Annotated in this window: 14 protein-coding genes and 1 rRNA gene; 4 read left to right on the top strand and 11 right to left on the bottom strand. The window is 36.9% G+C overall.

Annotated features, from left to right (window positions below; genetic code table 11):
- A 5S ribosomal RNA gene (rrf, locus tag FLA105534_RS03290) occupies positions 1–80 on the top strand; the annotation flags it as partial.
- A 1249-nt stretch (positions 81–1329) separates the two neighbouring features.
- Here the strand turns inward: rrf and FLA105534_RS03285 are convergent.
- The 4 genes from FLA105534_RS03285 to FLA105534_RS03270 all read right to left on the bottom strand — a co-directional run bounded on the left by FLA105534_RS03285 (position 1330) and on the right by FLA105534_RS03270 (position 6721).
- Complete coding sequence (locus tag FLA105534_RS03285; protein ID WP_173964625.1) at positions 1330–2556, bottom strand: ATP-grasp domain-containing protein; 1227 nt, start codon at positions 2554–2556, stop codon at positions 1330–1332.
- A gap of 27 nt (positions 2557–2583) precedes the next feature.
- Positions 2584–3987 (bottom strand): ATP-grasp domain-containing protein, encoded by a 1404-nt coding sequence (locus FLA105534_RS03280; RefSeq protein ID WP_173964624.1) that lies wholly within the window; start codon positions 3985–3987, stop codon positions 2584–2586.
- Between the two features lie 16 nt (positions 3988–4003).
- Positions 4004–5260, bottom strand: coding sequence for a radical SAM/SPASM domain-containing protein (locus tag FLA105534_RS03275; RefSeq protein WP_173964623.1), 1257 nt, complete (start codon positions 5258–5260; stop codon positions 4004–4006).
- A 441-nt stretch (positions 5261–5701) separates the two neighbouring features.
- Positions 5702–6721: a proline iminopeptidase-family hydrolase gene (locus tag FLA105534_RS03270; RefSeq protein ID WP_173964622.1), complete on the bottom strand. Its 1020-nt coding sequence runs from the start codon at positions 6719–6721 to the stop codon at positions 5702–5704.
- A gap of 283 nt (positions 6722–7004) precedes the next feature.
- Between FLA105534_RS03270 and FLA105534_RS03265 the strand changes: the two genes are divergently transcribed.
- Both FLA105534_RS03265 and FLA105534_RS03260 read left to right on the top strand, forming a co-directional pair.
- Complete coding sequence (locus FLA105534_RS03265; protein ID WP_173964621.1) at positions 7005–7841, top strand: helix-turn-helix domain-containing protein; 837 nt, start codon at positions 7005–7007, stop codon at positions 7839–7841.
- An 87-nt stretch (positions 7842–7928) separates the two neighbouring features.
- Entirely contained in the window at positions 7929–8474 is a 546-nt protein-coding gene (locus tag FLA105534_RS03260) for a YbhB/YbcL family Raf kinase inhibitor-like protein (RefSeq protein WP_173964620.1), read from the top strand.
- Between the two features lie 72 nt (positions 8475–8546).
- On the opposite strand, the gene FLA105534_RS03255 is transcribed toward FLA105534_RS03260, so the two are convergent.
- From FLA105534_RS03255 to FLA105534_RS03225, 7 genes are all read right to left on the bottom strand, one after another.
- Positions 8547–17126 (bottom strand): hypothetical protein, encoded by an 8580-nt coding sequence (locus FLA105534_RS03255; protein WP_173964619.1) that lies wholly within the window; start codon positions 17124–17126, stop codon positions 8547–8549.
- Between the two features lie 49 nt (positions 17127–17175).
- Positions 17176–18666 carry a hypothetical protein gene (locus FLA105534_RS03250; protein WP_173964618.1) on the bottom strand — a complete coding sequence of 497 codons (1491 nt, stop codon included), beginning with the start codon at positions 18664–18666 and terminating at the stop codon, positions 17176–17178.
- Positions 18667–18670: 4 nt separating this feature from the next.
- Positions 18671–22168: a hypothetical protein gene (locus FLA105534_RS03245; RefSeq protein ID WP_173964617.1), complete on the bottom strand. Its 3498-nt coding sequence runs from the start codon at positions 22166–22168 to the stop codon at positions 18671–18673.
- Between the two features lie 101 nt (positions 22169–22269).
- Positions 22270–22668: a hypothetical protein gene (locus FLA105534_RS03240; protein WP_173964616.1), complete on the bottom strand. Its 399-nt coding sequence runs from the start codon at positions 22666–22668 to the stop codon at positions 22270–22272.
- A 107-nt stretch (positions 22669–22775) separates the two neighbouring features.
- Positions 22776–23159 carry a hypothetical protein gene (locus FLA105534_RS03235; protein ID WP_173964615.1) on the bottom strand — a complete coding sequence of 128 codons (384 nt, stop codon included), beginning with the start codon at positions 23157–23159 and terminating at the stop codon, positions 22776–22778.
- A gap of 181 nt (positions 23160–23340) precedes the next feature.
- The gene (locus FLA105534_RS03230) at positions 23341–23670 is read right to left on the bottom strand and encodes a hypothetical protein (RefSeq protein WP_173964614.1); all 330 of its coding nucleotides are present in this window, start codon (positions 23668–23670) and stop codon (positions 23341–23343) included.
- Between the two features lie 864 nt (positions 23671–24534).
- Positions 24535–25293 carry a response regulator transcription factor gene (locus tag FLA105534_RS03225; protein WP_173964613.1) on the bottom strand — a complete coding sequence of 253 codons (759 nt, stop codon included), beginning with the start codon at positions 25291–25293 and terminating at the stop codon, positions 24535–24537.
- 253 nt (positions 25294–25546) lie between these two features.
- On the opposite strand from FLA105534_RS03225, the gene FLA105534_RS03220 reads away from it, so the two are divergent.
- A partial coding sequence (locus tag FLA105534_RS03220; RefSeq protein WP_173964612.1) for a hypothetical protein occupies positions 25547–26062 on the top strand: 516 nt, incomplete at its 3' end.

The following is a 26062-nucleotide window of genomic DNA, read 5'->3' as shown; positions in this document are numbered from 1 at the left end:
TTCCCATCCCGAACAGAGTAGTTAAGCCCGCCTGCGCAGATGGTACTGCAGTTATGTGGGAGAGTATGTCGTCGCCTTTCTTTTTAAAACCCTATCCAATTTGGATAGGTTTTTTTGTTTTTATAGAATTTTAGGAAATTCTTGCGTGCTTTGCGTAATGCTTTGCGAACTTTGCGGTTAAAAAACAGATCGCGGATTGTACTGATTCGCTATGCGAAAACGCGAATTAGAACGGATTTTTTTGTTTATTTTTTATGTATTAGTTGCTAAGGGCTAGGTTGTTCTTTTGAGATTTGGCATTTGCTTTTTTAGAGCAATATTTACGCATAATACTCTTAAATATTAATAAGGGCTGAAAGCCCGAAAAGCAGAAAGCATAGTGCGAAGCGCTATGAAATAAATAGCAATAATATCATTTTCGCCCTGAAAGGGCAGAAGCCTCAACATAAAGAGAAGAATTTATATCATTTTGAACAGCATTTTCTGGATCAATATAAAATGTTGTGGGGTTGTTGATAGAAGTTATTTCTTTTACTAACGATTTCAGCTCTTCATTTAAGAGATTATTTTATTACAGCTGATTTTATAATTAGTGTTCTCTTTCGGTATAAATATTTTAAATGTTTAAAAAGACTTGAAAGCGTAAAAGCATAAAAATAGTGCAACGCACTATAAATTAAGATAATGAATCATATTGTACTGAAGAGGCATAAGCAGTTATTAATAAAGTATAAGATGTTGATTAAAAGTTGCTTACTTTCGGAAATGACATAAAATAAGATATGTGCTTTTTGGGTTATGCTTTCGCCCTTACAGGGCTTAAAGAAATGCTCACCATTATTCATGGCACTTCGTGCCATGTTACTGCTAAGGCTCATTCAGAGCAACAGATTCCAAATACTTATCTCTTATGGGGTAAGCTGTAAATTATTATTTTGGAATTAAGAAATTTTAGGAAAATGTAAATCTTTAAAAGATTGCAAAAGGCTGCCACTTTCATTCCTAAAGTGATTTACGGTAAAGAGAATATTATTTTTATCACTCCACAACTTTTGAACCTGATTCTTTTTAGACCGACTAATACTTATGTCCAATTTTATAAATCCACAGGTTTTCGTATTGATCCTATCTTTTTGCGATACCTGAGGTTTTTTATGGTCATATTTTGTTTTTCCATGCTTGAAATATGATAGTGCACATTGAGCTTTATATGATTCTAAAAAACGAAATAGGGTTATAATAGGGCGCAGATGTTTTTCCCATCATGATCAAAAAAAACAAAATTGATTTATAGTTGCCAAAATGAGACTTCATTGAAAAAAATAATAACTAAATATATACTACATCCAGACTATTAATTGCTGTTTGGGCTTTATTCAACGCTTCGTCATGATCATCTTCAACAACAATGACATACGCTAGTCTGTCTTCAGACCTTTTTGTAAAATTCTCGAGGGTTTTAAATTTTGTTTGAATTGCTTCGGCTTTTAATACGCCAAAAGTATTATAGGTCTCGGAAATACCTTTTATATGATCAAGTACTCCTGCTTTGTTTGAATGTTTGAACCAGACTACTCCGGTTTTTTCGGAATGCTTGGATTTTTTAATTTCATCAATGATTGTACTTCCTAAAAATTGATGAATCCATAACGTTTGAATATCAATGTTGTATAGTTTTTCAATCAGATAAGGTACATGCGCTCCACATGCCCGTGTATGTGTTTCAACGATTACAGGACCGGAGGGCGAGAATATTAATTCCGTATGTGTGGGTCCATTGGTTATTCCCAAGCCACTTAGACATGAGAAAACATATTTCTTCATCCTAAATAAATCAGAAGAGTTTAAGTCAGCAGGAATCCTATGTCCCATTCCAACACAATAAACCTCAGATTTAAATTTTTCAACAACACAAATTAATTCGTGGTTACCATTCTCTGAGAAGCATTCAAAGCTATACTCCTTACCGATAATGTATTTTTCTAATAACATTATTTGATTTTTTGCGTTTTTTTCAAACAGTTGAATTGCTTTTTTTAATTCGCTGCTATCGAGTATAATGTTAACAGCCAAACTTCCTTGTGATGATAAAGGTTTCATAACCAAAGGATAACCGTAATCTTCGATAAATTTATCAATTTCTGTTTCGTCATTAATAATTTTGTATGGTAAATTATCGAGTCCCTTACTGCTTAAAATATTTCGGGTGACAGCCTTGTTTCTAACGGAGTCACAAACTCCGTGATCATAAGGAAACCAAAACCCATGCATTCGGGCAATTTTACCAGCAATTTCCTGATACTTATCATCAAACGAAAGAATGTGTTTGATGTTTTTCGTTTTAACTATTGAAATAGCCAAATCTATAATATCATTGTTAGTGAGTGTGTTTACCTCGATAATCTGGTCGTATCCAAATTCTTTGTACGTACTGGGTTTGTCGTCATTTTGATCCGTAATCAGATACATTTTACCAATCAAAGGATATAACTTTTTATGTAGATTTAAGCATCGGTCAATTAGCAATACATTATCCATTGTATGATTGTTATTCATCAGATAAAATTTAGGTTAATTATATTTTTATTCTGTGTGTGCTTCAAAATTATTTATTACTTCAAAAAACAACTTCTCAATCTGCTCATAAGGGCTGTCACTATGAAGCCGAATTTCCCAATCAGAAATTTCATCTAGGTTAATATCATGATCGATAATAAAAACGTCACCCATTCCGCGACTGGCTACAGGAGGCAGATAGGTATAATCACCAATTGCATCGAAAATATGAAAGAAAGCCAATTTTTCTTTCAGACTGATTATTTTATCAAGTCCAACTAATTTCTTGACAATACCTTCTTTTTGCGCCCATAAATTAATCATGATTCCGGGTTTTCTAAATTTAATGCGTTCATCGTTCTCCAGGCCACAAGCCTGAAGTGCCATTGCCCGAATAGAATTAAAACCTGTCGCATGTTTTAAAGCCGTTTGCATATAAGCGCCACCTGGACGTAGTGCCGTTTCTATTAACCTTATCTTATAATATTGATTTTCATATATGACATCAAAATTATGGCGGTCTCCGGATTCGATCCTAAATTCGGTATGAGAACAGCCCGTTCGGGCACCAATCCCATTGTTTATTATGTTGACATAATGTATTAATTTTTCCTTAAATAGTACCGGTACTCTTGAATGCATGCGCCATAAAAATTCTTCGCCGTATTTTGAGTTATTTCTGAGAAGTTTATCTGTAATTGAGTAGACAAAAGTTTTATTTCCTTGAATAAAACCTTCAACACTCAATTCAAAACATGGGAATTCTACACCCAATAATTGATCGTGAAGAAAATTTGTTCCGCTCAGAAGTTCTTCCATCAGGAGAAAATATTCGCCATTTTTAAATTGTTCTTCAAACAAAGGATCACCTTTTGTTCTTAATAAGCTTTCATCAAAAATATAATCCCATTCCCGTTTTAATTGATCTAGGGAATCTATACGCAAACAAAATGAGCTTCCTCCGAGACAGGGTGGTTTCAAAAATAAAGATCCACCATTAAATTCTTCCTGATAAATTGCAGAGGCTTCTTTTATGGAGGAGGCTTTATAAAACTTGGGTTGCGATAAGCCCAATTCCTTAACTTTTTCCCTCATCATATATTTATTCCGGGCAATTCTTGCACAATAGGGAAAGTTACCCGGCAGATTTAGTTTTTGAGTACAATCTGCCAAAAGGCTTACTGCTCCTTCCGACAAAGTAATCATGCCCTGTATTTTTGAATGTTTATTATATTCAATTACCTGATGGATTACACTGTCAGGGGAATGATAATCAGCAACTATATAATGGTCACAAAATCCTTTTAAATACGAAAGATCCATATTGGTGATTAATAGAATCTGGAATTGATTTCTTAAGTCATTAACCAATTCCAGATTACCAAATCTTGTCGGATTATGCCAATAGAATACTCCAAGTATTTGCTTCATATTCTAAAAGTATATTTTATTGAACTGTTGCGGCTGTTTTATTAAACAAAGTTGTTTTGGCTATTTTTTTATCGAGTAAGTTTTCAACACGCCAGCATGACGGATCTGATCCTACCCAGCTTTCGTATTCCGAAAATCCATTTGATTTTAATGTTTGATAAACCGTTCCCCGACAACCGCCATAACACTCTCTTGACTTGAACAGATCACATTCTTTACAGTCTCCTTCAATGTATTTTTCCAGATTTCGGATAATATCAAGTGATTGAGAATTGAGAACTTCAGCCAATGAAATTTTATTTAAATTACCAATATTTGTTTCTATTCCTGGGCAAGGTTTTACATTTCCATCGGCATGTATATCAAGTCTGTGAAGATTTTCATAACATGTTCCTCCTATATAGGGAGGTTTTATATCATAATAATTGAATCCATCCGCATAGTCCTCATCTCTCACAGTTTCAAACAACCACTGAAGTTTTTCTTTAGATATCGTGAGATTTGGATTTGCTTTTGCAAACCCCTGAAGTTTTGTTACTTCTATATGCGCGTAAATATTCAGGTTTCTTAATTGTCGTATCAGTTTAGGCATAAACTCCAAGTTAAGGTTTGTAATAACTGATTCTACTCCAAATCTCGTGCTTCCATCTGTTTGTTTTTCATTAAATCCTATGTCAATGAATTTCTGAATTAATTCTTTTTGATTTTCGTAGATTTTTGTTTTTTCGCTTTTTAATCCGCTTAGTTCTTTCTGGATATCACAAAACCTATCATAATTTGGGTCTGTACTATCTGCTATCGGTACATTTAGTTTTGTTAACACATTAACGCCAGACTTATAAAGTCTTTCTATATCATCATCTTTTAATAACAATCCATTTGTTACCAATGTTGTAGCAAGATTTTCACTTCGACAAAAATCAATGACATTATAAAGATCTTTTGAAGTAGTCGGTTCAAAAGTACCATTTAACGTAACGGCTTTAGCTCCAAGTTCAATTCCTTGTAAAATCCAGCCTTTCATTCTCTCGAACCAAAAGGGATCTTTACTTAAGTCATGAGTAACATTACCTTGATCGTCAAGTTTTTGCGGACGCAATTTTGATTTTTCATCGCCAACATAACAATAGGGACAGGACCAATTGCAAATATTTGGAGTATTAAGTTTTATACCTAATCTAAATAATTTTTTGTTTTGTGCCATGAAATATCTTTCATCTATTTCAATACTAAAACCACTAAAAGCCGGAATTTTACGATCTAATTTATTCATAGTTAATATTTTAAAATTTTTAAAAGAATAGCAACAGAATATATTGGGAATGATAACTTTCTTACAATTAATTATTATAAATGCTTTTGTTCCTGGTAATAATTTTAATTATCCTTTAACTTTAAAATAACTTTATTTTATTTTAAATATCAGTTATTTAAGGTTTTGCGTTTTGTAATCTAAATATTTAAAAAGTAAACTTAATTATTTAATACGTAAAAGAGTACAGTATAATTACCTGTTTTTATTTTATTGATTAGAAAAAAAACTTAATATGATGAAAAAAATAATTGTTTATTAAATGGATGAGCACCTAAAAACGGCGAATTTGTAAAAGCGAACTATTAATAAAATTGAATTTGTATAGATGCGGATATTCCGATTCAAAGTGAATCGTTTTTGATGATGATCTTTAGTTTTTTTTCTTTTACTACTACAATATTAGAATGTATTGGTAGTAACATCATTAATGAATTGTATCACTCCTTTCATGAATATTTGCTGATCATCCCACATGGCAAGATGACTTCCGTTTGGGCAATATAAGTATCGTCCTTTTTTGACTAATTTGCTTTGTTCTTCAATTGCTTTTGGATCCATAGTATCATATTTTGCGCCAATCATTAAGGTCGGAACTGCAATTTCATTCAAGCGATTTTTAATATCCCAGTGGGCTAAACGGCCACTAATACCAAATTCACTTGGTCCTTGCATCAATGAATATATATCATTATTAATGTGTTTGCTGGCACGATTTAACCCGTCTGGCCATTCTTTTAGTCTACATAAATGTTTTTGATAAAAATTTGGAAGAAGTAATTCCATATATCTGGGATTGCTAAAATCTTTTTTGGCTTCAAGTGCTCTAATTTCTGTTAAGATTTCCGGTTTCATTTGTTTTGAAAGCACTTCATCAGCATATTTCCCGTAATCGGGTGCACTGGCCATCATGTTTGAAACAAGTAAGCCCTTCATGTTTTGTTGGTATTTCAAGGCATATTCCATTGCTAAAATTCCGCCCCATGAATTTCCCAGGACATAAAAATTACTATTGTCCGCCCCGATAGCTTTACGAACTTGTTCTACTTCTTCTACAAAACGTTCGGTAGTCCATAAACTGCTGTCTTTTGGTTGATCACTATAGTAGGAGCCCAATTGATCGTATTCGTAAAATTCGTAGCCTTCACGTTGAAAAAAGGTTTCGAAACATTCCATATATTCGTGAGTCATAGCAGGGCCCCCATGCAGTAATAGTATTTTTATTTTCGGATTGTTTCCAAAACGTTTTGTCCAAACTTTAAATTCTCCTATCGGCGTTTTTATCGGAATCATTTTCACTCCTGCAGATTCAACATTGGAGTCCTGATTGTAGGTAAAGTAATTGGATAATATATTGGTTTTTGGCTCATTTTTACAAGACAACAACATTAAAAGACTAAGAAGGGCAATACTATAACGCATAGTTTTGGTTTTAGTGGGTTAGAAATTTAAAAATACGAATATATTTTTTGATATGACTTAATAGGTTTATTATGAGTTAACTATTGCTTTTGTGTAATTTTACCGAGATGTCTTCTTATTTGATTTGGATTTTAAAGAGCTAATTTGGAGAGATTTTCCCGAGGTAAAATAGTTTATATTTACACATTGCTTTAAAGTAGTGCTTAAAAAAGCACATTTCCGATTTTGATATTATACAACAGTAAATAATTTGGGATAAAAATCCGTTTCTTCTTTTGTCAATATGAATATACTTACACTTCCTGATGAGTTAAATTTTGAAGGATCAAATCTAATTGAGGTTTATGACTACAATAGCTCTAAAAAGGTTTCGAAGCAGCAAATCATTCTGAGTCAGCATGCATTTAGTTTTTTAATGGAAGGAACAAAAGAAGTCGTTTTTGGAAATTCGGCTGTAGCAATAGACGCTTCGAAGTTTCTTATGATGAAATCAGGACATTGCTTAATGACTGAAAAACTTTCTGCTGTTTCTAATTACAGAAGTATTGTTTTATTTTTTTCAAATGAAATGGTATTGCGATTTATCAGAAAAATGGAATGGAGTAAACTGGAAGTAAAAGAATCTAATTCTGTTTATGCTTTTGAATATGATGTATTCCTTAAACGATTTGTAAATAGTCTGGTGGATATTTCGAAATTATCGATAGCAATTAAAAGTAAACTACTGGAAGTGAAGTTTGAAGAGTTAATGCTTTATCTGACGGAGATTCATGGTACAGAATTTCTATATTCTCTAGTTGCTAACCGTAGTGATTCTTCACAAAAATTCATTCAGATTATTGAAAGTAGTCATTTGAGTAAATTGTCGTTAAGAGAATTGGCCTTTTTGTGTAATATGAGTGTTTCGACATTTAAAAGAGAATTTGAAAAGCATTATTTGGAATCACCGATTAAATGGTTTCAAAATAAAAGACTTGAATTTGCCAATTATTTGCTTCATCAGGAGCAAAAAAGTCCTTCAGAGGTTTATTTTGAGGTAGGTTACGAAAGTTTATCCAGTTTTACTCAGGCTTATAAATCAAAGTATGGAGTGACTCCAAAACAAGGACAACTAAAATGAGCTTTTGGCTATAGTTTTTGAGCCTTTACCTCAATTTATTTTTCATCCTCAGGGCTAAATTTGTTTAAAATTTTAAACCACAGAAAAATGAAAAAAGTAAATTTAATTTTGATAATATCTTTAATTTTCACAACCACAATTTTCGGACAAAAGACTTTTACGCTCAGCAGTAAAGACCTCGGAGGAGAGGCGACTAAAACACAGGAGTTTAAGGGATTTGGCTGTACCGGAGAGAATCAATCGCCCGAATTGTCCTGGAAAAATGCACCGGCGGGAACAAAAAGTTTTGCTGTGACGATGTATGATCCTGATGCACCCACCGGAAGTGGTTTTTGGCACTGGATTGTATTTGATATCCCATCAGATATAAATGAACTGGTAACTAATGCAGGTAACAAAGATAAATTTGCAATAAAAGGTGCAACACAAAGCATCACCGATTACGGAATTAAAGGATTTGGAGGGCCTTGCCCGCCTGAGGGGCATGGATTTCATCAGTACATCATCACTGTTTATGCTCTTAAAACCGACAAACTGGGGCTTGATGAGAATACAAACCCGGCCATCGTGGGGTTTAATCTATGGAATCAGACATTGGCTAAAGCCAGTATCGTGGCTTATTACAAAAGATAGATACAAATTGATTTTGAAATTATAAAGCAGGATGTTTCGAGCATCCTGCTTTTTTATGAGGTACTGAATTAATTAAATGATTGTGATCGCTGTTAGTGATAATGTTAATGGGATTTGCAATATCGGTACATAACTATCGGTTACAGAATAAGCAGTCAACATGAAGGTATAGGCTCCGGCATTAGTTTGCGGACTATTGCTTTCTATCCAGCTGTTTATTCCTCCGGATATCAAATCGGCCATACTTTTTCCGTGGTCTGCGACTGTCAATTCAGTAGGAGTAACGAGCAATACAGGTATGTCTACAGGGAAAGTGGTTCCCGGAATGACATAGCTATAATCACATTGCATTTTTATCGTAAACCCAGTAATCGCAGGATCTATGTTTTCGGTTAAAGCGTCAAACAAGGCCAATAGCTGTACATTGAGTGTACGGGTTGGCTGTACTGGATAAGTAGGTGTTGCAATGGTGTTAATGTCTATAGCATTATTCGCATTCAATAATGGAATAAGTTTGTTATAGAACATTACCTGTGGCGTTTGATAGATAAACGACTTATTGGTAGTTTGCCATGTACCATCCTCGTTTTGCAACAGTTCTTCGTTTCTTATTACAGCTACACTACTCCAGGCATTCTGCGCTGTAAGGATATCGAGATCATTAAGCTGAACGGTTCTTGAAGGATCATTATTTCGGTCTTCATATAACAGATATATTTTATTTCCTTCATTATCAAAGTTGTAATATAAGTATTCATTTGTTTTACCTTCAATCGGTTCGCTTGTATAGCCTGTAATTGATACGTCGATCGTAACATTGGCAGATTGTTGGTTCGTAGAATCAATAGTGACAATTAAGTACTCCGTTTCTTCCTGAGGGCTTTCGGTAATCGTGTAAGACAATGTAAATGGTGGCGCAGGAGCGGTCGAGAATGCTCTTGCTCCTAACGTCGTTTTTCTAGGGTTTACCTGATTGGTAACGGACCATTGATCGGCGACCTGATTTACGATATCGATAAAAGCCAACATCGCATAGCGGGCATTAATAGCCAAAGTTGAATCGGCTTTTAAAGTTGCCGGAGTAAGAAGGGCAAGACAATTATCGAAATCGGCATTAATTAACGGATAAGAATCAATGAATTGAGCAAATGCCTGATACAGCCCTAAATTTGGTGTATTTGCACTGGCATAAAAACTCTGATTTTGATCGGTAACATTAAACTGAATTTCTGTTACAATAGTATCCTGCGCAGCCGAAGGGTTTTGATAGGTATAATAATACTCCCATTGACGTGCTTCTGCTATCGTGATTGGCTGTAGCTGAGTAAATTCGTTTACCGGGTAATCAAAATTCTGTGCCGATATTGAAGGAGGTGTTGGGTAAGCACGCAACGGAACGGGTATTGCAGTTTCTCCAACATCGCTCATATTGGCAAGCGGACTGTCTTTATGATCTATTTGGCCGTCAAGCGGAACGATAAAAGTCAGCCACGAAGAAGCAAGGTAATCTGCTAAATCTGGTATTTGGGTAATGTCAAATTCCAGGTGACTCACGTTGTATTCCATTTCACTAAAAGAAAAACTACGGCTTTCGGCTGCATCTTTGGCTTCAAACATGTAGGTCAACCAGGAATTACCGTTGGCAGTTGGAACTTTTGCGGTGGACAATGAATATTCAGTCGATTTCAGAATGGTATCAGAGCCGGCGGCAGTAGGATCAAGACCTAACATTTTTCCGTAAAGCGAAGGAACATAAGGTTGCTGTGGTGGTACATTGTTGGAATTGGCGTATTCCGCACCTTTATAAGCCGAACTTATGCTGGCAGTAGTTTGTACAGAGGCGATATAGCGATAAGCATTTGCCAGTTGTATAAGGATCTGTTGTTTCCATTTTTCCTGTGCGTTACCAATATTTGAAGGTTCTTTCCCAGCACTTGGCTCAATGATAAAATCGATCGTTCCTTCAATAGCTTCAGCCAGCTTTTGTTTGGCGTCGAGTATCAATTGTAAATAATCAGGATCTCCGGCAAATACATCGCTTGCAGTTAATAAAAATGCAGGAACAGAATAAGAAGGGCTAAGGAATTTGTCTACAGCCTGTAAAAACTGTAAGCCCCAGCTGTCCATATCGATACTAGTGTAGTTTTTGGTGATGCCATTGTTTGCCGGGTAAGGTTTCCCTTGCTGATAGGTATTTATTTTAGCAAAGAACGACTGTAAACTGGTTGCCAATGGAATAGGAGCGAAGTAGTATACCTGTTGATTGTTAAATCCGAATTTAAGACCATTCACCCCAGTGCTGTCAAAACGAACCATCCAGAGTGGTGCATTTGCAGTAGTATCGCTGTTGCCTTTGGTAAGATTAGCTCCAGTAGCAGCTTTAAGTACGATGCCGGTATTAGGCTGATTGATAAAAGCAGCTTCAAATTGCTCGGCAAAATAAGTAAGTGCCAGCATAGCATTTACGCCGTTCTCGGATAAAGGCTGAATAACAGTGCTGGATAAAGCGACTCCCGCAACATTAACAAAATTTGGATCTAAGTTCGCAACACGTTTCATCGTCAGACTTGTGGATACCAATGAAATTTCGGGCAAAGTGATGATATTGGTGGTTGATACGGCTGAATTTATGGTATACGTCTGAACTGCAACCGGTGTCTGACCTGCTATGATCGCATTTAAATACACGATAATAGGATTAATAAAATGATTCAATACATCACTGTTTGCAATACTATGATCTGTTGGAGTAATCACTCCTTGTGTATTAGCCTGATCTTCTACCGTTGTGGTATAGTGAATAACCATATCGCTATTACTAAGCTGATAATAGATATTCATAAATGTAATGATATCGATCTGAGCATTATTCTGTGCTCCATCGCCTATATAACGTACCGTATTGAAATTAAAGTTAAGACCGATGTTTGGTTTACCGCTAACAGGGCTGAACAAATAGGATACCGATACTGAGGGCCATTGACTTAGTGCAATGATCGCATCTGCATATAAAAGCTGCATAGAAGCATTTAACGGTGTTGTACCCTTTGGGGGCACATTTCCAAACATATCCTGCCAGTTCATTACCATTTGTACAGTAGTTCCTATACCTGCATATGGATTCGGATATTTAGGATCTGTTCCTTGCGGTTGTACATATTTGTAATACGGAACAACAGCGCTGTAATTCCAATCTTCAACATCGTCATTGGCCGAAGCGTTTCCGTTTTTGGTGTTTTGAATGGCTTCGTCGTCCATTGAATCTACAGGGCCAGCCGGTGTTGGATTGATATAAGCCGGTATGGCCGGCACAGTTAATCCGATAAGATTGAATTGCGTTTGCAGGTAGATCTGATCCTCAGCTAATGTTGGTACTGGTTGTGTAGGCACATAATCCCCAGGGTTTTTACGCGATACTTCGTAACCTACTGTTCCCGGTAATAAAGTAGCCACGCGGGTTGTGTATTGTTGTGCTATTGGAGCAGTATCCGGTGACTGAACGTAAACGGAAGTATTTGTCGTATCAATGGTATCACCTATAACAACACTGTTTACAAACGGGCTTAATATTAAGTTATCGTAAGTAACAACCAATGCTATATTAGCGATTCCGTTACCGGCAAAAAGGGTATCCGGTAGTCCTTTATTCTCACTGTTATTGTAATAGAAATAGAAACCGCCGCTGCGAACAATACTGCATTCCCATAACAACTTGATAAAGTCACCTGCGTTATTGAGGGTATTATAATCTCGCTCCGGAATTTCAGCTATAAAACTTCTCGCGAACATTGCTTCTGCCGGATTGGTTTCTGTTGACAGATTGGCCTGAACGATGGCCGTTTTATAACCTCCATTTAGATCTGAAATATAACCTCCATTGCCATTTTCAGTCGGATCCGGCTGATACAATATCTGAATTTGCTGAATGGTTTTGGTTCCGTCACTATCGCCATGCGTATTCAGATACGTTAGTAATTCTTGTAAAAAAACAGTTCCTGCGTCATCGGCACCTACCAAATTGTACATGTTGTTTGATAAAGGTGTAATTTGACCATCAACTGCGGTTATCTTTTGCAGCGCGAAATTAACGACTGTACCCCAGGTATAATTTTTTACTGTTGCCTTGGTCGTACCAGTATCGGTGGTAGTTAAAGTTTTAACATCAAAAAGCCAGTTTCCTTCTTCGGCAAAAATGGTTGTTAAATTGGATGGTAATTTCCATATCACAGGTTGATTTGTTATACCGGAATAGAAATCACCTGGATATTGCCATAATGCAGGAGCTCCTAATGAGAAAGTTTGAGGAGTATCATTGTAGTTGATTAGTGCCGTTGGTCCGTACGAAAGTGTTGGCGACAAAGTAATCGTTGCTACATCATGAATGTGCTGTATTTCACTGTCATCAATGGTTATGGTAAGGGTATTATTGGTCCCTGAAACCATAGTAATCCAGGATGCATTTGGATTTTGCAACAGCACCGAATATTTATCACCCGCTTTTAAGGTTGAAGGTATTGCAATTTGTTGCCCTGTTAATACATACAATGGCTGTGTTACTCCTTTTGAAGCGTCAGGCGGCTGAGGCAATCTCAGACCATGAAGCATAAAACGGGAAGCCATACCACCAATTCCCTGTACGCTGTCGGTAACCGCATTCGAAACAACATCACTTACTTTGGCAGAAAGTGTTTCCTGTTTGTCCAGATAATCGGCTGCAGCTTGGAGTGCTTGTTTGGCCAGCAGTGCCACAAAATCGGTAAACATAAAGGTAGGGAAGGACAGGTTGTGTTGCTCCTCGTAAGTTGGATCGGATACGTTACTGCAATCAGAAGTATCGTAATATTCTGCTGTAATACTGGATTGATAATCGACAGCAGATGAGGCGAGCAGTACGGTTATATCGCTGATGTAATTTTGAGTACCCGTCATGTTTTGGGTAGCAAAATCAATCGGAGTACCCGCAGTACCGTTTAGATCGGTATTCAGAATTAATTCCGGCACTACAGGGAAAACTGCTGCATCCATACTTCCGCTTTGCGTTGCATCAACAGCACGTATATTTAGTTGAAAATAAGTACTGAAGAAAGTTCGAATGTCATTGTTTGTCGCATTTATATAGTTGAATGGTGCAACATGATTTGGTCTTGTGTTAAAGTAGCAAAGCAGTGTACTGATTTGATATGCTGTGATTTCCTGCTCTTTTAGCCAGTTCAGACCTGTGTTTTCACTGGTATTTCCTATAAGTGCATTGATGGCCCAGTAAAGAACTCCTTCGGTTAAGGCAGCGAGACTGTTGTCGTTAGGATCGGTGTTGATGTATAGCATCGAAGCATATTGAGGCCCTGCAGATCCGGATTCTCCCGATACTGTAAGCTGTGGAAAAAACAATAAGTCAAGTGGCACTTTTGTCGCGGGTTGAATAGGTTGCCATTTTAGATAAACCGGAGCGGTATCCAGACTCATCGCATTAAAAGTTCTGCTGGCCATATCCAATGATAGTCGCTCTCCTGATCCTTTTATCGGACAAATATTCCATGGTGCAGAGGCTGATGTGTCACTTCCAATGACAAATGAAGCACTGATGGTAGCGCTAAAGTGCAGCGATACTTTGATAGAGAATAATCCGAGATTAATTTTAACGGTAAGTTTAACCGAAACTCCGGCTTCAAAAGTGATTGGTATCTTTTTGTAGCTTTCGATAATCAAGGTGATATAGGCGTAGGCCATAATATCAAGTCTCGCAGAGATAATAGCAAAATTAATCTCCCCATAGATATGACCTGTTAACCCAAAGGTTCCCTGAATTTTAAAATAAGTATCGTCATTTGTCTGTAAAGAAGTGTTGGCCGTAAAAAAGCCCAATACCCCCTGAAAGATACCAACAGCCGTAAGTGAAAGCCCGGCTTTTAAGATCCCCTGATCGACGGTTTTACCAACTCCCAATGAAAGCCCTAAACCAAATTCGATAACGGGATTGAACACACCACATTTAGTGGCTGGTACGCTAGTAGAGGTTGCCCCGCTAAGGTAACCGAAATAGAATCCTCCGAATCCCACAAACGGAAATACCTGTACTGAGAAGGAACGTGAGAAATCGGTTATGCTGGCCGGGAACCCAAAGTCGAGGTAAAAATTACCATTTGTATATACCTTTACACCAATGATAGGAAGTGTAATAGAAACGGCTCCAAATTCAAGATGCCTGAACTGATCCGGTAATTGCAGATCGATCTGGTACATTCCGATCGAGTCGTTTATTTTTTTATAAAGAATTTCAAACTGAAGATTTTTAAAAGCGCCTGCATCTTTGCTTACTCCAACCAGTAAGCCATACATATTAGGGTCGTTGAATACTGCCGCGATACGATAAAATTTGGCTACTGTAAAATCAGTTCCTATCAGCCAGTTGCTGTTCTGATCGAATACCAATGTTCCCGGTTTTGTGGTTGCTGTTGCTGCTGGTACCGGTATTGCAGTTGAACTTTCGTCGGATGTGGTAGTAAATGCGGTTGATAATGCGGTAATTGCAGCATCTACCGAATCCAGACTTGGAACATCATACATGGTAACGTGCTGTCCCATAGCCAGTAATTTCAAATCGAAAAACTCGCTTCCCATTCCTGGTACAGCAGGCATTTTTGTAGCATCACTTCCCTTGCCGTCTTTTTGAAGAGGGGAATCACTTCCGATAGGAAGCCCTAAGAAGGTACCTTCAATAAAGATGTAAACACCACTTCCGGTAACCGAATCGTCTTTGGTGATTTTAAGGGATTTTATATTGATGAAACCTAAATCTACTTTTATCGGAATGGTCGCTACAATGCTGCTCTGCGCTGAATCTTTGTATCGGGTGTAGGTAAACTCAAAATTGGAAAGATCTATACTGTTTAAGATGTTCCAGGGGGCAGATAAACTGAAACCCGGACTGAAGGTGCCCACCAATGTAGAGACAATTTCTCCAAGTGATATTTTATCAAATTTAATATCAATGATATCGTATTTGATATTACTGGTATACGTAATCGTACTGGCAAATTCTGGTATTTTTAAATAAACTTCGGTATCCGGCGTGCCAAATTTATAGCCTACTATAAAAGTCAATCCGAGCATTTGTTTGGCATCGGCTGTACCGGTAATGGTTCCTGATGTTTTGCCATCAGTATAGGTAATATCAACGTTAGCACTGAGGTCTAAGTTAAAAGAGCTGTATTGCAGGTGCCAGGCAACATCACCTTTTACATTGTAAGTCGATGATTTAGCTTTGTCATTGGGTAAAATATCAGTAAAGCTAACATTGCTGATGCTAGGTAAATTGTCTTTTACCCAACTTGGTATGGTATCGTAGCCCATGCCAAAGGCTTGTAAAAAAGTAACTGCGATATCTCCCAATGAAATCACCTGATCAGTTCCGGTGCTGGCACCAAAAATCCAGGCATCACCGTCGTACTTAGCAAAGGTAGTAAGATCAACACCACTGTCCGGTGTATCCGGTCCTATATGGAACTGACCACTAATTTCTCCAGTTGTCACACCTTGCTGACTGCTTATATTTAAAGCTAACCCTTTCATGGTAAAGCTTAAATTCGGACTAGTTATGGTAAAGAAAATCCAGTCGGTTACTACAGTGCAATTAAGGATATAGTTTTTGGCACTTGGATCAATTTGTACTTCCAATACAGTTATTTCCGATTGAAGGTCGATAGTGGTTCCAGTCCAAAACATGGTAAGTAGATCTCCTAATTGTATGGTGCCATCAATTAATTGTACACTGGCTTTGAAATTAGGAACTTGTGCAGTTAACATGACATTGTTTGATTTAGGCGGGCCTATGGTAAAGTTACCTGTAATGGTAAACTGAGTAGTTATTCCGCCAGTTGCACCAAAACCTAAAACAAGACATTTAATATCAATTCCTGAAACCGCAAGACCTGGCAAAATTTGCCAGTTATAATCAGGAGGTGTACTAATATTGACTGCAATATAATCTACTCTGGTTTTGGATGAATTATAGCTAATGTCTATAGTTTTAAGACCAAGTGTAGATAAGGTACTAAAGGGTTGTGGCAGTGCAGAAGTAAGATTAACGCCTCCAACTAATTGATAAAAATTAGAAATACTTGGATACGGTTCATTAAAATTTCCTTGAAACAACCAGATATTATTAGCAATCGGATAAACCATTTGTAAGGCTACATTCACTGCTGAACTTACGGCAATTGTACCTCCCATAGCTCCAATGACCGGCATATTATTATCATATACCTGTACTCCAATAAAAGGACTGGAAATAGAAAACCAATCGATTCCATTAATAGCCCAAGTACCATTTGAAAGAGTGGCATCCAGTTTTGAATATAAACCAATATCATCGGTAGCAAAAATGATACTAATCCCCATATCACCAACGCCAAAAGAAGTTGTGTCACCTAATAGTTTAAAAGCCGTAAGTTTATCATCCCAAGTCGAAGGTGATAAAGTAGCATTATTTACGGTAAGTGTTCCCGAGAGGGTTATATCTGAATAGAACTTACCGATAGTATCTGTAGTATCTAATACGTCAGGGACAAGAGTACATGTTCCATTTCCCTTTTCTATGTTTGTTTGTATCTCCTGATATAAGGTTTTCAGGGTTGGTTTTTTTTCGTTAGCCATCTTTTTACAGGATTACTCGTATTAATTACGTATAGATTGATCTTTACACTTAGTTATGGGTATTAATAAAAACAAACAAGCTCAACAATAATTTATCATTCAGTTCATCATGGTAAAATTCCTGAGTTCTGTTGAAATACTTAGGATATTCATTTTGTGGATCTTTTGTTTGAATCGTAAAATCTCCCAACTTAACCGGAGAGGATGGATCATTGTTTGCCGGCCATAATAGTGGCCCATCCTGCATCGAATTGGCAATAGCCTGAATGGATAAAGCATCAGGGTCAGGCGCATCAGCATTTAATGGTAGGGTCGGGTAGACAACTCCTGAGCCGGCTGTAGCCAAATAATAATAAGGATTGGCAAAGTTAATGGCAAGATTGGCTGTGTTTTTTCCCTCAAATACAAATGGTAAATTAGAAGCATACATCATTTGATTAAAGACGGGAGGAGGTAAACCAGGTAAGCTCGCTACAAGTACCTGTCCATCTTGCAGAGCATCAATGGCTTTTGTCAGGGCATCACCTGCTAATGAAGTAATAATTTTTGCATTACGGGAAACGTTATAATCATTAAGAAATTTTAGTAATTCCGGATTGGTAAAGGAGCCACCATCCGTATTTTTTCCCAAAAAGTAGTTTTTCAAAACCTTATAACTTTCATCTTTAACATTGGCAAGTACCAGTAATACAGCCCGGGTTTTGAGAGAATTAGTGCCGTTTTTTTGAACGTATAACATTGAAAGTGCTAAATTAAAAAGAAGATTGGGTGCTGTTGTGGCTAATGTAGTGAGACCATTATAAGCATCACTCATTCCGTAAGCACTACACAGGTTTATATTTTTGTATTTGGGGCTCTCATTAGTTGCAAGTGAATAGATATAATTAGCCTGTTCAGACCTAATGGCAACTTTTGGATTATCCATATATAAATCCCATTGTTGATCAGTTAATGTAGGATCGCTCATGTAAAAGCCCTTATTTCCAAAATTGGGCCCTATGGCTTGTAATTGATCTAAACTTAAGGTCGTAGCACCAGTCAAAATACTGTTGCCATAATATGCCTTTCCCCATTGAAATGGTTGCAGTACCACAAAATTATTTGTAAGATACTTTGTCGATAAATTTGTTTTGTCGTCATAGCCTCCCGTAATACCAAATTCTATTTGTTCTGCAGGAGCGTACGAAGAGGTAGGCTGAAAGGATATAGTCGCTCCATTAATTGTAATTGGATCTGGCGGGCCAGCAGTTTTTAGGACAATCTCAGGCAGAAGCAATGCAAGTTTTTCTATTGTAGGTAAGTCTGCAGGGCCGTCGTCATAAATACAGGTAATGTTTTTATTGTAGCCGTAACCTATAATGCGCAACATGATATTTACGGTAGAAACCTGATGGCCAAATCCATTTGTATTGGTTACAAAAGAGCGGATTTCATTTTGAGCCAAAAAAAAGGCTGCAAGATTTTCTTTGTTGATTCCGGAGATTAATTCCTGGTGTTGATCTGTGACACTAAGAACTTTGACTACTAATGTTTCAAACATATCTTTAACTTTTTACATATGATCCGTACCAGCCCAAACTCTCAGGTTTTGCATTGGCAGCTGGGTTACCAAATAGCATAAAACAAATATTTCCTCCCGGAGGAAAGGACAAACTGAATACCTCTAAAGCTATATTGTTTATCTTCATTAAATAGGCAGTAGTCTCTGTACCGGTTGCTTTTTGCAGCATGATCGAACCAATATTTAACTTCAGTACACCCTGTAAACTAAAAGAGGGGGCTTGTGGGTTAACTCCCGGTAATTTTACTCCTGCCCAAGCACCTTTTGCTCCCACGCACCAGGCCATCATAAAGGTTGAGGTAAATCCGGCTGAACTTGCCAGCGATCCTAATGTTCCCATGTTTAGGTTAAAAACCAAAGCATACCATTGACCGCTTACACTTTGCTGCTGCTGCAACGAAGGTATGGCTACATTCAGATAACCTTGAGAAGTTGGACTATTGGTGGCATCTCCATTGGTTATACCGGACAATTGCAAAGGAAAATGCGAATACAAACTGTCTTTTCTTGGAGTGCTCTGTCCCACATCAAATGACATCTGACTGATATCAAAGACAAAAGTTTTGGTAGTAGGAGTCTCCAGCTGAAAGGTCAGATCGACATACATATTAGAATAGGATAACCCTCTGAAATTATTTGTAATGCTTTCGGGTTCCGTTCCAAAGGAAAACAAATCAAAACCTTCCAAATCATTGTAATTGATAAATCCCCAGAAAGAAAATTTAGCATTAACGGTATCGCTTGTTACGTCGTTTTGAGGAACAACGGTAACAAATGATGATTTTATTATTTCGATATCCGTAATGATATTGGTATTGACTAAATTCAATACATTATCGGAAGTATTGGTAAAGGTATAGGATGGAACTCCATTGCTGTTTTCGTAAGTACCGGTAAGTATGATTAAATTAGCACGGTTTGTTGCATCAACCTTTTCCCCAAAAAGTTTATTGACTGTCAAAGCCAGATAACTGTTGTAGTTGTATATTTTACTGTTGGTAAATACAATTTTTAACTGTAATACCACAAAATCATAATCAACTGCACCGTTTATAGGAGCCGTGTTTTTATAGACAACAGGATCCGATCCCATACCTTCAAAAGTTGGATCTTCATAATCTATCAAAGCAAACATTGAACTGGTAGGCTGCATGGATACGGTGCCCTTATCATTGTTTACAATACTGATATCTACACCAAAATGATGTGCATAAAAATTATTCAGATCAATACCGGCCAGTAATCCTTGTAGTTCTTTCGGAAAGTCCTGTACGCTGATGTCAACTCCGAGAGAGATAATACCTTGCCAGTTGGGGTTTGTGGCTATGTTGTAAAAATTGAGATAGTCATTGTCGTGCTGCACCTTATATTTATCCATCCCACTTTGTATGTATTGTTCCAGCCACATACTCAGATTAGGCAATCCGTTCATGCTCGTATCGTTAAAAATATCCGGTGAGTTCCAGCCCTGAATGTTCTTTACTTTATCGGTTAATATGCCAGTACAGAATTTAAATATCAATACATTTTTATATTTGCCATTCGTTTGCTCTTTTGGAACATTCAATATAAAAGGCCATTCGGTAATTTCCATTTCATTGCTGAAATTATCCAGCACATAAGTACCATCGCTCAGTTTTTGATTGTAAGAAATCACCAAAAACAACTGATTCGACTGTAAAGCCGTTTGGAGAGTAGCACTTGGTGGTGTAAATTGTAAATTAAAAACCTTAGAAAGTGTACCGTCAGAAGTTAAAAACTGATTACTGGCCAGTTGTAAAGTATTCCATTTTCCGTCAGTCGGATCAACGTTAACATAAAATCCTTGTGGACTGGTGGAGGATATTCCACTGGCATTTTCGTTTACGCTTGCTCTGGCATTTAATAAACGACTGACCGTTGGTGGAATTTTTTGCGAACTCATTACATTGGCGATAATGGCTTTTCGGGTCGGATTGAGTATTTGTTTTTCAAATAATGAAAAATCAACATTCTTAGACGGAGTAGCCAATGTTGCTCCATAAGGTACCAAAGGAAAAAAGATGGTTTCACTTGCAGCCGATAACACACCCGATCCGGTTGTGAGATGACTGAATAAAGGAGATTGGGAATCTTTATCAGGAGAGAACAAGGGTGAGCCCTGTGGTTGCGCATGATAAACTACCGGAGTCTCATTTTGATTGGCCAGAACAACGCCATTCCATCCGGTGATATAATTATTGGCCAGCCATTCCTGTGTGGTATTACTGCCTACTACATTTTGAGTAGCCTGAATAGGAAACTGGGGAGCAAAGGCATTTTGGTTGGTTTGATAATAAAGCCAGTCTCCGGTGCCTGTAACCACATTATTTGGATCAATAAACTGAGGTGTAAAACTGATCGTTTCTGTAGAACCCAGTCCACACATCAATTGCACTTGATTATTAACATCAATATTTTTCTGATACGAAATGTCAAGGGTTAGTATTGATGCTCCTTCAGGCGTCATATACCAAACGGCATTCGGATCGTTCGGAGTCTGTTCGCTAAATACCAGTAGCGAACTGTTTTGTGTTGGGTAATTTAAAGAAACACCGTTGTTTACAAAATTGGTATAAGGAATTAGAATTAAAGGATAGCCGAAATTAGTGAGGTAATACGACGGCAGAGCCGAAATTCGGGTTTGTTGCGTAAAAGTATTATAGGTCAGCCCCAAATAGGCAAAATAGGTATTGACACCGGCCTGGTTTAACAAATCACAAGGATAAATACTGCTTTGCATGCTGATGAAATCATTTAAACTTCCCTTTTGCATAAGAGAGTAGGTGACTCTTGTGAGAAGCCCCTCATTGGCATTGTTTTTAAAGCTGTATTGATTGCTGACATTGAAACCACTAAAATCTGAAGAAGCATTAAAGCCCAGTATAAATCGGATATGTCCTTGACCAGCTCCTGTAAGTGGTATTTCGATGTTGCCTTGAATTTGACCTGAAGAATCCAGATTGTTAGACGAGAAAGTATAATTAGTTGCTCCTTGCTGACCGGAAATAGTCATTGTATTATTGGTCGTATCCAGTGTCAAAATAACACTGTTGTTACTGATGAACAAGGTTGCATAGTTGTTTCCGAAACTGTAATTAAACCCGCTTAGAACAGAATAAACTCCATTGGCTCCTCCTGTTAAAATGAGTTGAGGTGTATTGATTTGGGTCAACGCTGTGTTAGGGTTCATAAACCAAACTACCGATGCCGACTGATACGTTTGCAATGGCCCAAGAAAGGTATATACATTGGTTACAAATGTATTGATGTCAAGGGTTGGTGCATGTAATGAAAATAGAAAATAACCATTGTAGGCGGAAAGTTCATCCAGCCCAATTGAACCACTTGCCGGTCCTGTAACACCATTTGCCAGAAGATAGGCACACCAGTTACTATCTTTTGCAGCCAGATACAACGAACTGTTGCCTGACGAAGTATTTGTGAATTGTAAGGTTGCCATAAAATCTACTGGGTAAAGTTTAACAAAAGTGTTTAATTACAAGGATTTTATAAAGTCATCTTCATTCTGAAATGTAAAATGTAATATGTAAAATTTAAATTTTATTCATAAATATACCAGCCGACGAGATCACCTTTAAAAGGAAAGCTGGTGTTGTTTGCTTTAACCGAATACGTCAGATCTGCTTTGAGGGTTGAAACTAATGGCGAGAAATTGAGATAAATACTGAGGCTTCCACTCGTGGTACTTTCACCTGATTTCAAGTCAAACTCATAAATCGGACTGGTCGGAGTTAAAGATTGTACTCCTACAAAAACAGTTGCTAAATATAGGGTACAGACAACAATTTTGCCTGTCGGATCAATCGCATACTGTATTAATAAATCACCAAAATAGCGTTCTCCGGTAGTACCGCTTTCGACTATTGGAGCCGTTATTTTTTCAAGGGGCAAAGGGATAGTATCCTGTGAAAAAGCCGTTATAGGAAATGTTGTAAGCATAGCTATAAATATCACTTTTAGCAGGATATTTATAGGGTATATTCGACTTGTATATGCTGTTTTTGACTTCATATAGAGTTAACCGCGGGATTTTACGCTGCTATTTTTTAGGACCAGGCCGCAATTTGTTTGGCAAAAATTGCTTCGTTTTCGCCATTTAGATCTGTTGCTTTTCCACGACAAATAACCTGACCGGTATCCAATCCGAACTGAGCTCTGAAACTAATAAGATCTATCTGGATTTTTTGTGAGCCAACGATAAATTTGATGTCTACAGCTTTTGACTGTACAGGTGAAAGAGTGACTGATCCTAAAGTTCCTCCTGATACGTTTGCTGGTTTTGATGAAGAAGGACTGGTTGATGCCTGAGCTCCTAAGGCAGAAGTGAAAGTAGTAACAGATACTTCCATTCCTTCTACATAAGAGACTATAGTTGTCGCTATGATGCTGTTGACTAAAATTGCATCTTGTGAATAGGGATAAATTGCCATAATTTTTAGTATAGTATAGAGGAATTTTCCTGGGTTAATTTTGTATTAAGAAGTGTAGTGCATGCCTGTAAAGATCACTTTGTAATACAATCGTTTTTGTTGGTGATTTGGGTTTTATAGGGGGGCAGTTTTTGGCTTCATAAGTATGATTTACCCAGGAAATTACCCTGATGTTTTTTACTTAAGACCAAGCAGCAATTTGTTTCGCAAAAGCAGTTTCGTTGTTACCGTCCTGATCTGTTGCACGTCCGCTTGCTGTAACCTGTCCGCTGTCAAGTCCGAATTGCGCTCTAAAACTGATAAGATCGATTTGCAGTTTTTGTGATCCAGCTTTAAATTCTACATTCGTAGCTGTTGGCTGTACAGGTGAAAGGGTGATTGAGCCTAAATTTCCTGCCGGAGAACTAAAAGTAGTAACGGATACTTGCATTCCTGATACAATAGAAACTACAGTTTTTGCATTGATGCTGTTTACTAATAATGCATCTTGTGAATAAGGATAAGTTGCCATAATTTATTTGTTTGTTGGTTTTCCTACTCGTAAGGCTTTTCGGAATACGCCTCGTTTTTTTTTGTAAGTGGGTTCTGACTCCACTTTTTTAATGGTATACAATATTAGGAAAATTATAATTTTACAGAACACGTATAAATACTTGTTTTTAAGTTGTTTATGATTTTTTAACAAGAGAATGCTTTATTGTTTAAATAGCCTGTAATTTCTGTAGGATCTAATGAAAAAGACTGCACAATCTGCAGGAAAAAACATTTACCACATGGAGACACGGGTTTTAGTATGAGTGAAGAGTGAAGAGTGAAGAGTGAAGAGTGAAGAGTAAAGAGTGAAGAGTAAAGAGTAAAGAGTAAAGAGTAAAGAGTGAAGAGTGTCTAATATAGGCATATTTCTTTCGCATAGGACTCTGTGTTTTATTAAAAGTGGAACGCCTTAATTTCAGCTGGAAAAGCTATGTTTCTATGTGTTTAAATAAACTCCCCTGAATAAGTCCATTGCAAGATTATTAGATTGTAAGGCAGAAAATAATTAGATTAAAAAATCTGCTTAAATCTGCAGAATCTGCGTGAAAAAATATTTAAACACATAGAAACATAGATTTTTTTAAGTGCGAAAAAGAGTTTATAAAAGAAACTCATTTCTCTCACATAGTGGTATGTGTTTTATTTGAAGTGAAAACGTCTTAATTTCAGCTGGAAAAGCTATGTTTCTATGTGTTTAAATAAACGCCCCTGAGTAAGTCCATTGCAAGATTATTAGATTGTAAGGCAGAAGATAATTAGATTAAAAAATCTGCAGAATCTGCGTGAAAGAATATTTAAACACATAGAACAACTTATTCTTCTATGTGTTAAAGAATGTGATTTAAATCAGTTTATTACTGGTTGCATAAGCTATTGCCTCTGCAATATTGCCAACACCTAGTTTGGTGAACAATTTCCTCTTGTGAAATTTGATAGTATCAGCGGAGACAAACATACTTTCGGCCATATTGGCAATGGTAAAACCTCTAATCGAATATTGCAAAACCTCCTTTTCGCGGCTGGTAAGTTCTATTTTTTTCATCATCTTCCAAAAATCTCCTTCCAGATCATAGCTATAGATCTTATTCTCCCCTTTTTTATAAATTTTGATATTCCCGGACTGGAGTTCGGAAGAAAGAGAGATAATACAAATAGATTTCCAGATCTTACCATCATTGGTTAAAAAAACGGGAGTGAGCTTCTGATTGACCAAAAAAGTCTTTCCACTGGGATTTTTTAACCTAAAGTCATATGAAATTGTATGATGTATGCGCTCTTCTACAGGAATATTTTGATAAAAATCAAATCCTATAGTGTTGATTTTCAGTAATAAATCTAGATCTTCTTTTATAACGTACTTAAAGTAAAAGGCATAACCTAATTCCTGAACTTCTGCAGGAGTGTGATCGCATAAGAACAATGGATTTTCGGACACGTATTCAAAACCTTTCTTTTCGTAGTCAATAATATAAATACTGCTGTAAGTAGTTCTGGCAAATGCCCTGACCAGTTCTAAATAATCTCCAAGTCTGCCTTTTTCGTCTTCAGAGATCTTCTGAACGGTGTTGTTTGAGGAAAAAAAGTCGTTTTCAATTACCATATTTTAGTATTTTTTTAACAGGATGTGAATATAGGAAAAATTGAACAGACGCTGTTAAAATATTTTCATTTCTATACGAATTTAACTTCATTTCGATAAGAATGTTAATTCGGTTTTTGACACTTTTTTGGTTAACATGTTGTCGTTTCAAAAACTACACTTAAAGGTAGTTTTTGTTTAAAATACTGTAAACTAGTATTTTGTGTAATATGAAGCGTAACTTGTGGTGATAGTTTTGGAGAAAACAAATACTATGAAACTCGCCAAAAACCACCACACAGAAATTAGTCAAAATGACATCCTTTTAATGTCAAAATTTGTAGTCACAGAAAACTTCAATCACCATTCCAATGAAATTCTTCCTGGTCATTATCAAAATGATATTGATGCCGTTTATAAGGAAGAAATGGGATTCTTAGAGAACTCAAAAATCTTCGCTTTCAAAAATGATCTTGGAGATCTTATGGGAACCATTAGAGTATTAAAATGGGATTTCATCACACCGCTTCCAATTCAGAAAATGTTTGGTATCAATCCTTTTATTTGTGCTGAAGGAAATGCAATAAATGAAATATGGCATATTGGACGTTTTGCCATCAAAAAAGGCGTTCGTGATGTGAACCTGCTAAAAAAACTATTGGTTTGTGCCATTGCTCCGGTTTGCCAACACAAAGACAATATGGCTTTTGCCGAGATAGATGCCAAACTGCTTCGTGTATTGACTCTAATGGGTATTAAAGCAAAGGTTGTTGGAAAATCAATCGAATAC

The sequence above is a fragment of the Flavobacterium collinsii genome (assembly GCF_902804485.1).
In the GTDB taxonomy this organism is placed as follows: Bacteria; Bacteroidota; Bacteroidia; order Flavobacteriales; family Flavobacteriaceae; genus Flavobacterium; species Flavobacterium collinsii.
This window is presented reverse-complemented; position numbering and strand designations above follow the sequence as displayed.